Origin of the sequence: Mesorhizobium sp. B2-4-7 (assembly GCF_006442685.1) — a bacterium.
In the GTDB taxonomy this organism is placed as follows: domain Bacteria; phylum Pseudomonadota; class Alphaproteobacteria; order Rhizobiales; family Rhizobiaceae; genus Mesorhizobium.
Map to the genome: position 1 here is coordinate 192,622 of NZ_VFVH01000007.1, position 11,833 is coordinate 204,454.

11 protein-coding genes are annotated in these 11,833 nt (G+C 59.1%); 9 read left to right on the top strand and 2 right to left on the bottom strand.

Annotation, left to right across the window (positions count from 1 at the left end):
* Positions 1 to 470 precede the first annotated feature (470 nt).
* The 5 genes from FJ946_RS30810 to FJ946_RS19965 all read left to right on the top strand — a co-directional run bounded on the left by FJ946_RS30810 (position 471) and on the right by FJ946_RS19965 (position 3,696).
* Positions 471 to 644 carry a hypothetical protein gene (locus tag FJ946_RS30810; RefSeq protein ID WP_181165392.1) on the top strand — a complete coding sequence of 58 codons (174 nt, stop codon included), beginning with the start codon at positions 471 to 473 and terminating at the stop codon, positions 642 to 644.
* Between the two features lie 54 nt (positions 645 to 698).
* Positions 699 to 2,081, top strand: a complete 1,383-nt coding sequence (locus FJ946_RS19950; protein WP_318013165.1) for a hypothetical protein — start codon at positions 699 to 701, stop codon at positions 2,079 to 2,081.
* An 11-nt stretch (positions 2,082 to 2,092) separates the two neighbouring features.
* Entirely contained in the window at positions 2,093 to 2,632 is a 540-nt protein-coding gene (locus tag FJ946_RS19955; RefSeq protein WP_140522874.1) for a DUF2249 domain-containing protein, read from the top strand.
* Positions 2,629 to 2,955 carry a metal-sulfur cluster assembly factor gene (locus FJ946_RS19960; protein ID WP_140522872.1) on the top strand — a complete coding sequence of 109 codons (327 nt, stop codon included), beginning with the start codon at positions 2,629 to 2,631 and terminating at the stop codon, positions 2,953 to 2,955. Before FJ946_RS19955 ends, FJ946_RS19960 begins: the two co-directional genes overlap by 4 nt.
* A 525-nt stretch (positions 2,956 to 3,480) precedes the next feature.
* Complete coding sequence (locus tag FJ946_RS19965) at positions 3,481 to 3,696, top strand: DUF1858 domain-containing protein (RefSeq protein WP_140522870.1); 216 nt, start codon at positions 3,481 to 3,483, stop codon at positions 3,694 to 3,696.
* On the opposite strand, the gene FJ946_RS19970 is transcribed toward FJ946_RS19965, so the two are convergent.
* A complete protein-coding gene (locus FJ946_RS19970; protein ID WP_140522868.1) occupies positions 3,693 to 4,397 on the bottom strand; it encodes a Crp/Fnr family transcriptional regulator in 705 nt (234 codons plus the stop codon). The genes FJ946_RS19965 and FJ946_RS19970 overlap by 4 nt on opposite strands.
* Positions 4,398 to 4,615: 218 nt before the next feature.
* On the opposite strand from FJ946_RS19970, the gene FJ946_RS19975 reads away from it, so the two are divergent.
* Together FJ946_RS19975 and FJ946_RS19980 are read left to right on the top strand one after the other, a co-directional pair.
* Positions 4,616 to 5,062 (top strand): pseudoazurin, encoded by a 447-nt coding sequence (locus FJ946_RS19975; RefSeq protein ID WP_140522866.1) that lies wholly within the window; start codon positions 4,616 to 4,618, stop codon positions 5,060 to 5,062.
* Positions 5,063 to 5,146: 84 nt separating this feature from the next.
* Positions 5,147 to 6,352: an NnrS family protein gene (locus FJ946_RS19980; protein WP_140523397.1), complete on the top strand. Its 1,206-nt coding sequence runs from the start codon at positions 5,147 to 5,149 to the stop codon at positions 6,350 to 6,352.
* A gap of 143 nt (positions 6,353 to 6,495) precedes the next feature.
* On the opposite strand, the gene FJ946_RS19985 is transcribed toward FJ946_RS19980, so the two are convergent.
* Complete coding sequence (locus FJ946_RS19985) at positions 6,496 to 7,389, bottom strand: ferritin family protein (protein WP_140522864.1); 894 nt, start codon at positions 7,387 to 7,389, stop codon at positions 6,496 to 6,498.
* Positions 7,390 to 7,728: 339 nt separating this feature from the next.
* Here FJ946_RS19985 and FJ946_RS19990 point away from each other — a divergent pair, with 339 nt between their 5' ends.
* Both FJ946_RS19990 and nosZ read left to right on the top strand, forming a co-directional pair.
* Positions 7,729 to 9,849 (top strand): NosR/NirI family protein, encoded by a 2,121-nt coding sequence (locus FJ946_RS19990; protein WP_224656232.1) that lies wholly within the window; start codon positions 7,729 to 7,731, stop codon positions 9,847 to 9,849.
* A gap of 24 nt (positions 9,850 to 9,873) precedes the next feature.
* Complete coding sequence (gene nosZ, locus FJ946_RS19995; protein WP_140522862.1) at positions 9,874 to 11,799, top strand: TAT-dependent nitrous-oxide reductase; 1,926 nt, start codon at positions 9,874 to 9,876, stop codon at positions 11,797 to 11,799.
* The last annotated feature ends 34 nt before the right edge of the window (positions 11,800 to 11,833 follow it).

Genomic DNA, 11,833 nt, shown 5'->3' on the forward strand with positions numbered 1-11,833 from the left:
GGACTGTGGTGATTGCCTTTGGACGACTGATTAAAGCGCTCCCAAGCTGCTCTGGCCATCCTCGCGGCAATTGCTCTACGAAGGCTTGGTCTTGTCGGTCAAGCAGTTGCGATTGCGGAGATCGTTCCCTGCTCAGGCGTAATCGCGCTTGTCAGCGTCCTCACTGCTCTTGCACCGGAATGGCACCCGAAATCCCACAGGGCGATCACTAACCCGAGTAAGACGCGGATCGACCCCAGTTTGCGCGAACGCAAAGAACTATTGGGGCATGTCGGATAGCTTCTCGTAATCGACGTTCGACGACTTTGACCTGATGTGTTCGCGCGCTGCCCGAGGGGGATACGATTGCGCTTCTGCCGTACGATGCGGGATTGCTAAAGCGGTCGCACGTCGAAGCAAACAAAGGATTGCGAGGCAAATGCGAAGCGCTTTGACGGACGCCTCAGCGACCGGGAGTTCAAGGAAGTGACATGAACATGCAATTCGAGATAGGGATGGAAGACGCGATCAACGGATGCCCAAGCCTCGTATTCAGCACTGAAGCGGCGAGCGGCCCAAAGGCAGAGAAGACATGGCTGCCCATGCTCATCGCTGGGCTCGCCCCAATCGTGTTGGGTGCCACAGCGGTGATGGCCCTTGTGTAGAATGTCTGCTGCTCCGATTTGGCGAATGAGTTCTGACATGTCCCATGATCGCAGATGTTTTCATTGTATAGCTGTCTGGCGATGATCAACTCGGCTCTTTCGCGCTGGACCATGGCGTACTTCGCCTCGGCACTGGTGTCTTTGGTCGCCGCTCAGATGCTGATGATGGCCGGCTACGGTTTTCCGACTGTTGCCTTGGAAGCCCCAGAGACGCTTATGATCGTCCACATGATCACAATAGGCTGGCTTAGCCTTCTGATGTGCGGAGCCTTGTTCCAGTTTGTCCCGGTGCTCGTTGCGCGGCCACTTCGCTGCGAGTCTCTGGCCTTGCCGGCGCTGCTGTGCCTGATTGTCGGTCTGACTTGCCTGGTCACCGGATTCTTGCGCCTATCAGGAGCAATTGACGTTGATGTTCCTGCGCTTGCGTTTGCCGGGCTTCTCCTTCCGGCTGGCTTCGGATTGGTGGGATGGGCGCTCGCACGTACGTTATGGGATGTCCGACCATCCAGACTGCCACTGCCCGCGCGCTTCGTTGCGGGAGGGCTTGCCAGCATCGCAGTCACCAGCGTCTTGGGTGCCTCCTTTGCATTCTCGCTCTCCGGCGAGGTGCTAGGTGGGATTGGCATAGATGTGCAAGCGGCTCTTCCCACTCACGTGATGGTAGGCCTTGGCGGCTGGCTCGGCTTCACGGCCGTTGGTGTGAGTTACCGCTTGCTGCCAATGTTTATGCTTTCCCCGGACAGCGAACGCACCACGGGTTATCTGGTCTTGTGGGCCGGCGCTACCGCCCTGCTTCTTATTGTGTCGTCAGAGCCTTTGACACGTCTTTCCGGAGAGATAATGCTGCCTGCCGTTCTCGCTTGCTTACTCGCGTCCGCCGCGACGGTGTTCTATGCCATCGATCTCGTTTTCTTCTATCGCAGCCGCAAGCGACGCAAGATCGAATTGAACAGCAGTTCGGCGATCGGCGCCTTCTCCGCCCTTTATCTGTCGGTTGTGCTTCTCCTCGCTCTGCTGGCGACGGGAACGCTTGCGCAGCATGCAGGCGCAGTTGTCTATCTCGTTGCTTTCGGTTGGCTAACAGGGCTGGGGCTTTCGCAACTCTACAAGATCGTGCCGTTCCTAACCTGGCTCGAATGCTACGGACCGGTGATGGGCAGGAAGCCAACGCCGCGCGTCCAGGATCTTGTCGTCGAAACGCGCGGCAAGGTGAGTTTCGCACTCTTCTACGCCGGCGTGCTGGTCGGGACTGGGGCGCTTCTGACCGAGGTGCCGGGTCTGTTCCGCATGGCTACGGCTGTGACCTTAGCTGCTACGATAGCGATCGTCGCGGAACTCGTTCTTGCGCGCCGCCTTGCCAATGTTACCGCAGCCTTGCGCCTGCCCGAGGGAGCATCGCGCCCGCGCCTTTTCCTGCCCTCCTGGCGCCCATTATAGAGGAAACCCGAATGAGTGCCCCGCATTACGACCTCGACGTTCGGCCGATCCTTCGCGAAGGTGGCGAGCCCTTCAGTGCCATCATGGAAGCGGTGGCCGCACTCGGCCCGGGTCAAAGCCTGCGCTTGCTTGTGTCCTTTAAGCCCATTCCCTTGTTTCAGGTGCTTGGCGCGCGAGGCTTCGAGCCCTCGGCCAAAGAAATTGGCAATGGTGACTGGGAAGTTGTCTTCACGCCGGTTGGGGCAGCACAGCAGGTAGGGGAACCGTCGGAACGATCAGCAAGCACCGACGACATGCCACGCGACTGGCCAGAACCAATCATGGAGCTCGACAATCGCGATCTCGAGCCGCCGGAACCGATGGTCAGAACGCTGCAAGCGGTCAAGACCTTGGCACTTGGTCAGACGATGGCAGTGCTGCTGCCGCGCGAACCAGTTTTTTTATTCGATGAGTTGCAGGTACGTGGGCATCGCTGGCGCGGCACCTTCGAGCCGCAAGGGCACTATCGCATAGTCATCCGCTCTGGTGGGTCAGGAGGGCGAGTATCATGAACGGAGCGGAAGGCCAGGCACTAGCGGTTGGCATACGTGAATCCCTGCGCATGGTCATTGATCCGGAGCTTGGAGAAAATGTCGTCGATCTCGGATTGATCTACCAAGTTTCGGTGGAACAGGATGGGATAGCGCATATCGAAATGACGACCACGGCCCGTGCTTGTCCCGCGACGGGATACCTCAAGGATGCAGTCCGCTCGGCCGCCTGGATAGTACCTGGGATCCATTGGGTAGACATCCGGCTCACATATGATCCACCATGGGCACCTGATATGATGAATACAGACGCCAAGTGCCGTCTTGGCCTGACCGCAACGTGACCCATTGCATGACAGCATGGCTGCAAGGCAACGCCTCGTCATAGACGGTGCGCCGCTCTGGAAACGTCGTTGATTTACGACGGTCAAATGCGCTCCACGGCGTTGTGAAGACATCGGTCCTGATCGTCTTCATGGTTGAAAGGTGTGCGCGATTTCTGACCCGGACCCTTGCTACGGAGTTCCCGCAACCAGCGGCGCATATGCTTGCCTTGCAAGGCCGGGCCTTGCAGTGGCGCGTTTCACTTGTGGGCTTACGCTGTTCGGCCACGGCGAAGCGCGCTCGCTTTCCCGACCGTCGGAATGTTTATGACACGGGCGCTTAGCATCGGCTCAGAGTTTCCTGTTGGGGTGGCATGCCTACTCCTATGGACCAAGCAGCCTGCGCCCGCCCTCGGTGTCCAAAACGCATCTCAGCGTTGCTTGGGAAGGGGGCACACGCGGGAGGGCGCTTCCTCTTTGTCTCAGCGCAACGATCATCTGGAACAGCGGTTGCAAGATATTGCTTCCTAAACCTGGACGACGCGCATGAAGACCCGACTTCGCGACGATGCAACGATGGACGAAATAATGCTCAGGTGGCCGGCAACCATCGGAGTGGTTCTCCAGTATCGCCTGCTTTGCGTCGGCTGCCCGGTTGCCTCGTTCCACACCATTTCCGAAGCGGCGCGTGAGCACGGGATAGGCGAGGAATCACTGCGTGTCGATCTGAACGCCGCGATCGAGCGAACCGGAGCGGACTAGTTGTTCCCAGTCCGTCCTTCGGCCAGCAAAAGCAGGCGGTGAGGTTCCACCACGGTCACCTTTTCGCGGCCACTTTTAACGAGCCCCTTTTCCTCCCAAGATGAGAGCAGCCGACTCACCGTGTGCAGCGTCGTTCCTGTCATCTCGGCGATGTCCTGCCGTGATATCGGGAAATCAATCATGATTCCCTCATCGGTTTGCCGACCGGTCTGCTTGATTAACTTGAGCAGCGCATGGGCGACGCGCTGATCCACCTGTTCGGTGGACATCTCGATCACGCGCGTGTGAGCGTCCTGCAGCCTGCTGCCAACGGTTTTATAGGTATTGGCGCCAAAACTTGGGAAGGAATCCGCGAACTTGAGCCAAAGATGACCTGGCCATGCAAGAGCCACGCAATCGACGGCAGCAATTGCGCTGGCCGGATAGGTGCTGCGACCCAACGCGTGGGCAATCCCCATCAGTTCACCAGGACTAATGTAGCGCACGGTCACTTCTTGGCCGTCTGGCGTTGTCTTAACGACACGCACATGTCCGTCGAGCAACAAGAAGAAGGAGTGGGCTTCCTGCTCTTGCTCGAAGATAGGTTGATCCTTGACAACCCGCAACGATCGCGCTTGGCCGATCATGTAATCAAGATCCGTCGGGGTCATGCCCTGGAAGGCCGATAGCCCGGAGATCAACGACCGATCCAGACGGCTCAAGGGCAATTCCTCTTCCAAGATCTTGCAATGGGCATCAGCAAATCCGTGTCTCTGTCGAGCACACAATGTCATGGGTTCCCGACGGACGGCAAGGGGCACCAAGCCCGGCCTTTTCCTTCGACCTTGTTTGCGTTGCATCAAAGTTCGCATGCTGAAGTCAGTCTAAAAGCTCCCCAACGGCGAACCCGTCAAATATGAAATCACAGAAAGGTAAAATCATGAGATACGCAGTCACCATCGCCACCGCGCTCGCCGCCGCATCGCTAATGAGCGGAGCTGCTCAAGCCGCCGATCACCAGATCCAGATGCTCAACAAAGGTGAGAAAGGCGTAATGGTCTTTCAACCGGACTTTGTCCAGGCAGCGCCTGGTGACACCATCACGTTCGTGCCAACCGACAAGGGCCACGATGCCGAAACGATCAACGGCATGATCCCCGACGGCGCGAAGACTTTCAAGGGCAAGCCGGGCGAACAAATCACCGTTACACTCGACAAGGAAGGTATCTATGGCGTGAAGTGCGCGCCTCATTATGGGATGGGCATGGTGGCGTTGATCGTGGTCGGCAAGCCGGTCAATCTGGCGCAGGCAGCGGCGGTTAAGCAGTCCGGGAAGGCGAAGAAAGTGTTCGAGACGCTGTTGGGTGCAATTCCAGCAGGCAACTGAAGGTGGGGCAATTCTTGTTCAGAGACCTAAAGGACCTGCGGGCGGACGTTAGTCCGCCTATGGTTCCCTTTTGAAATGCATCCGATGGCAATCCCACGCACACGACCCGGCACTTATCCGGCGGTTCTCTCCTACGGTTTCCGGCCGTTCTTCCTGCTCGGCTCGCTGTATGCCGGAGGGGCGATCCTGCTCTGGCTGCCGTTGTTTTACGGTCGTATCGAAACCTCAAGCGCCTTCTTGCCGGTAGACTGGCATGTCCACGAGATGCTGTTTGGCTATCTCGCGGCGATCGTCACGGGTTTCTTGCTGACCGCGATCCCGAATTGGACCGGACGACTGCCGGTGCAAGGCCTGCCTTTGCTGGCACTCGTCCTGTTGTGGCTTGCGGGGCGGTTCGCCGTGTTCTTTTCGGCGCAGACCGGCTGGCTCGTTGGAGCCGCAATCGACTGCGCCTTCCTTGTGGCTGTCGCGGTCGCCGCCGCGACTGAAATCATCGCGGGTCGGAACTGGCGGAACCTCAAGGTGCTGTTGCCGGTCGCCGTACTTTTGGTGGCCAATGTGATGTTTCATGTCGAAGCGCACAACCATGCAGTCTCGGACATCAGCCGCCGGCTCGGACTCGGGGCTGCCGTCGTTCTGATCATGATCATAGGCGGACGTATCGTTCCCAGTTTCACCCGCAATTGGTTGGTACGCGAAAATCAGGGACGCCTGCCGGCCCCGTTCAGCCAATTCGACATCGCAGCGATCGCACTGTCGGCGACCGCGTTGGCGGCCTGGGCATTCTTTCCCGAAAGCAGCGCGACAGGCGCGATGCTGATCGTCGGGGCGGCCTTCAACGCTATCCGGCTTGTGCGCTGGGCGGGTGATCGCACGTTTCGTGATCCGCTGGTGCTGATCCTGCACGTCGCGTTTGCCTTCGTGCCGATCGGTCTCCTGCTCGCCGGACTTGCCGTCGTCGTGCCGGAGACAGTCCCTTCGGCGGCGGGCATTCACGCGTTCAGCGTAGGAGCGGTGGCATGCATGACGCTCGCCGTCATGACCCGAGCCACGCTTGGGCATACAGGGCGCGAATTGCGGGCGACCATTGGCACACGCGTGGTCTTTGTCGCGATCGTGCTTGCGGCCGTCCTGCGCATCGGCGCCGCGTTCCTACCTGCGCAAGCAATGCTTCTCCACATGTCGGCGACGTTGTGGGTGGCGGCCTTCCTCGGATATGTGGCCCTGTTTGGCGGCATGCTCGTTCGGCCCAAATTACGTGCGCGGCAGCCGAACAAGGCGCCTTCTTGACGCGCGAGACCTGGACCGCGCCGTATCGAAGCAAACGGAATGCCGTCGACATCGCTTGGTATGACGAATCCGGAATTTGTATCACGTTGGAGCAGCGCAATTGGCGAATTTCGGTGTTGAACCCACACTGATCGCGCCAACAATCATAGCGGCTGTTCGTCGAGATATCTCAAAGTAGCCAAGCGCTTAATGGCAGTCGTTGCCAGCATTTGAGCTCGGTCGCGGTCGGCCTGGAGGGGAAGGGTTTCCCCCGCGTTGAGGTAGGATTCGGCCAGCAGCTCGCAGAGAGCATCCAAGGATTCCGGCGATCGGTCGCTGATAGACGTGTTCGTTCCAAACGGACTGGCCGTGAGTTGTTGCGCAAGTTTTCGTGCCTCTGCCGCCAGACCGCTAAGCACGGTCTCGTCATGTTCCCCGCGAAGCGCCGCAAATGCTTTCAGTCGGATCGCGACCTGTTCTTCCATGGTTGCAAGGTCGCCAGCGCTGGCAAATGTCGCGTCGGCCTCACGACGCGAAGAGAATGCAAGCCGGCGTTCGACCCGCAGAACACGGGCATGTTCCAACTCCTCTCTGGCCATCTGCTCGGCAGCGGAGCGGATCTCCGTTGAAGGTGCGTTCGAAGCTACGTAGGACCAAAAGGCAAAAGCGCGCTCTTCGTTTCTCACTGCCATCGCAAACGAATGGTAGGGGTCCACAAGTTCCGGCGAGACCACGGCCGTGTTCTCGTCATCGAAAACACCTTTCGGCGTCCATCGGAGCTGCCTCAGATCCGGATCATTGCCACTGGATTGCCGGGACCAGCGAGTGACGTTTTCGATATGGCCCGTTTCCTCCTTGACCAGGCGCTCGAAGACCTCGGCCAGTCTCGCCTGACCCTTATCGCGCATTCGTTGTGCCAGTTCTGAGTACCTTTGAGCAGATTCCTTCTCCATCGCGAAAGCGATTGCCAGAAGTTCGGCCATCGACCTGACCGGCGCCGCCGGCTCTGCTCCCAAACGAGACATGACTTTTTCCTCCGATGCCAGTTTTTCCGACACTAAGCCAACTGCCTGGGAGTTGTTTGCGCTGCGTCAAAGAACTCCCGTCCAAAACCGCCGACACACGCGCCAGAGGCTGCTGGCGGACGAAACCAGCCGGCTCCCAGCTTGAGAACGTGATGAAGGAAGCCAATGCCGGGGAGCATTTCCACACGATATATGTTGGCCGCTTGTTTCCGACTCTGGAGGAACTGGCGCCGCCTTGCTGCGTGGGCAATTACAACCCTTGCAATCCTAACTGTCTTGTCCGCTCCCACCCATGCGGCTGGGAGCCTTAAGGATTACCTGGCAAACACCAAGCCCGGGGAGCTTATCCAGGGAGGCGACCGATACGGGGAGATGGAGGGGGTCCCGGCGCTGGCGCCAGTCTATTCGGGAAACCGAAAGATCGGATATGCCTACCTCAACACCGACTTTTCCAGCGCCGTTGGATATTCGGGAAAACCGATCAGAATTCTTGTTGGCATTGATCCCGCGGGCATTATCCGCGGAATCAAGCTGGTCGAGCACAAGGAACCGATCGTCCTCATAGGCATACCGCAGGCAAAGGTCGTTGCGGCGCTCAACTTATTGATCGGCAAGGACCTTAGTCGCGTCGCTGCTGGGGCAGAACAACTTCCGCAGGTCGACATCGTCAGCGGTGCCACCGTGACAGTTCTGGTGATGAGCGACAGCGTCGTCCGCTCCGCCGTCAAACTGATCCGGAGCAACCGTCTTGGTGCAACGGGTTCGTCCACCTCACCAGTCGCCCCAGGGCTGATTAAGAAACCGGACCTATCCAAGTCTGAAATCCGCGATTGGGCTTCGCTCCTGGGCGATGGCTCAATTCGCAGCCTCCGCCTCAGCGTCGGCGAGGTCTCCGACGCTTTCGCGCAAGCCGGCCATCCAGAAGCTTCCGTCAAGCCCGAGACAGCCAATCCAGGCGATCGCTTCATCGACTTGTATGTGGCTGCGGTCAGTGTGCCGACGATCGGTCGCAGCCTTCTGGGAGATGCCGCCTACGAGCGGCTGCAAAGGAAGCTCAAGCCCGGGCAGCAGGCAATCGTTGTTGCCGGGGAGGGCGCTTATTCCTTCAAGGGCTCTGGCTATGTCCGGGGCGGGATCTTTGATCGGATCGAACTGCTGCAAGACGGCCAAGGTGTCCGGTTCCGCGATCGAAACCACACCAGACTCGGCGACCTGGCGGCCAAAGGCGCGCCGAGCCTGCGCGAAATAGCATTGTTTTCCGTACCGGAGGAATTTTCGCTCGATCTGACGCGGCCTTGGGAACTGCAACTGCTAGCCCAGCGTAGCTTTGGTGCGCGCGACAAGGCGGTGCTTCCGTTCAATGTCGGCTATACTCTTCCCGACCGTTACCTGACGATCGAAGAGCCTCCGGTGCAGGAGGCCGTCAAATCGGTTTCGGAAGCGGCCGCGCCGGCACCTGCGTCGGCTGAAGAGCCAGGCGCGACTTTCCCCGACCAAGAACCGCTCTGGATGAAAATTTGGAGGATGGACACCGTTTCGCTCGCCATCACCGTGGCCGCCCTCCTTGTCCTTACCGCCATCTTCTTCTTCCAGAACTGGCTGGTTCGGCGGCCACGCCTGTTCGGTTGGGTGCGACGAGGCTATCTCCTTTTCACACTGGTCTGGCTTGGATGGTACGCCAATGCCCAGCTCTCCGTGGTCAATGTGCTGACGTTTTTCAACTCGTTGATCAGCGGCTTCAGCTGGGAATTCTTTCTGTCGGCACCCCTCATCTTCATCCTTTGGGGTGCGGTTGCGGCCGGGCTGCTCTTCTGGGGCCGTGGGCCGTTTTGCGGCTGGCTTTGTCCGTTCGGTGCGCTCCAGGAGCTAAGCAATAATCTGGCGCAGTGGCTGAAAGTGCCCCAGATCACGCTGCCCTTCGGCCTGCACGAGCGGCTGTGGCCAATCAAGTACATCATCTTCCTCGGCCTCTTCGGCCTTTCGCTCTATTCGGTGGGAATGGCAGAGACTTACGCCGAGGTCGAGCCGTTCAAAACCGCGATCATCCTGAAGTTCGCCCGCGAATGGCCGTTCGTGATCTTCGCGCTGGCGCTTCTGGTTGCCGGCCTGTTCATCGAACGCTTCTACTGCCGCTATCTCTGTCCGCTCGGCGCCGCACTCGCCATACCAGGGCGCATCCGCATGTTCGAGTGGCTGAAGCGCTATCCCGAGTGCGGCTCGCCCTGCCAGCGTTGCGCCAAGGAATGCCCCGTGCAGGCGATCCATCCAGAGGGCCAGATCAACGTCAATGAATGCATCTACTGCATGCATTGCCAAGAACTCTACCACGACGACCATCGCTGCCCGCACATGATCCAGGTGCGCCTGAAGCGCGAGAAATTCGAGGCGCTCTCGTCACCGTCGAGCCGGGGCAAGGGGCCGGCCAAGCCGGTGATCGCCTTCAAAGGCAAGCCAATCGAGCAAAGCAGCCCTGTTCTCAGTTCAACGACCTAAGACTCAACCAGAAGGAGACGGAATATGTCGGAAGAAGACCGCAAGAGAACCCTGAGCAGGCGCCAGCTGTTGGGTACGTCGGCAATCGTGGCGGCCGCCGGCGCATCGGGCATTGGCGGCACGCTGACATTGGGCGGAAGCATGGTGTCGCCGGCTGCGGCACAGAGCGCTGCGTCTGGAGGGCAAAAGTTCGAGGTCATGCCAGGCGAGCTCGATGAATATTATGTGTTCTTTTCGAGCGGCCAAAGCGGCGAAGTCCGCATTGTCGGTGCGCCTTCGATGCGCGAACTGATGCGGATCCCCGTCTTCAACCGCTGCAGCGCGACCGGATGGGGCCTGACCAACGAAAGCCGCAAGGTGCTGACCGAAGGGCTGCTGCCGCAAACCAAGGAATTCCTGAAGGACAAGGGCGGCATCTACCTCAACGGCGATCTTCATCACCCGCACCTCTCGTTTACGGATGGCACCTATGACGGCCGCTACCTGTTCGCGAATGACAAGGCCAATACCCGCGTGGCCCGTATCCGCCTCGACGTGATGAAATGCGACAAGATCATCCAGCTGCCGAACCAGCACACCGTGCACGGGCTGCGCGTCCAGAAATATCCGAAGACAGGCTACGTTTTCTGCAATGGCGAGGACCGGGTGCCGATCCCGAACGACGGTAAAGTCCTCGACGACAAGACGAAGTACCACGCCATCTTCACCGCCGTTGACGGGGAGACAATGAAGGTCGCATGGCAGGTGATGGTCGACGGCAATCTCGACAACGTCGATGCCGACTACCAGGGCAAATATTGTTATGCCACCTGCTACAATTCCGAAGAAGGTGTCAATTTGGCCGAGACGATGGCGAAAGAGCAGGATTGGGTCGTCATCTTCAATCTCAAGCGCATCGAGCAAGCCGTCGCCAAGGGTGATTTCAAGGAAATCGGCGGCGTGCCGGTCATCGACGGACGCCACGGTTCGCCCTACACGCGCTACGTTCCCGTTCCGAACAGCCCGCATGGCATCAATACCGCGCCAGACGGAATCCATGTGGTGGCCAACGGCAAGCTGTCGCCCACCTGCACGGTTTTCGATGTGCGCAAGTTCGACGATCTCTTCGACGACAAGATCCAGCCCCGCGATGCCGTCGTGGCCGAACCCCAGCTCGGTCTTGGGCCGTTGCACACGGCTTTCGATGGCCGGGGCAATGCCTACACCACCTTGTTCATCGACAGCCAGATCTGCAAATGGAATATCGACGATGCCAAGCGCTCCTTCGCCGGCGAGAAGGTCGATCCGATCCGCCAAAAGCTCGACGTCCATTATCAGCCCGGCCACAACCATTCCTCGATGGGGCAGACGAAGGAGGCGGACGGCAAATGGCTCATCTCCCTCAACAAGTTCTCCAAGGACCGGTTCCTCAACGTCGGCCCGCTCAAGCCTGAGAACGACCAGCTCATCGATATCTCGGGGGATACCATGGCGCTCGTCCATGACGGGCCGAGCTTTGCCGAACCACATGACGCAACGCTGGTTCACCGGTCGAAAATAAACCCCGTCAGCGCATGGGATCGGGCGGACCCGTTCTTCGCTGACGCGGTAAAACAGGCAGTTGCTGACGGCATTGACCTGCTGGCGGATAGCGAAGTCATCCGCGACGGAAACAAGGTTCGCGTCTACATGACGTCGGCTGCACCGGCGTTCGGACTGGAGAGCTTCTCCGTCAAGCAAGGCGACGAGGTCACGGTCTACGTCACCAATATCGATGAGGTGGAAGACCTCACCCATGGCTTCGCAATCGTCAACTACGGGATCAACATGGAAGTAGCGTCCCAGGCAACTGCTTCGGTGACGTTCACGGCCGACCGCGCAGGCGTCTACTGGTATTACTGCTCCTGGTTCTGTCATGCCATGCACATGGAGATGCAGGGCCGCATGTTCGTCGAGCCGCAGGCGGCGTGACAGCATGGCTCGATTGGCCACCCTCGGAACTTTG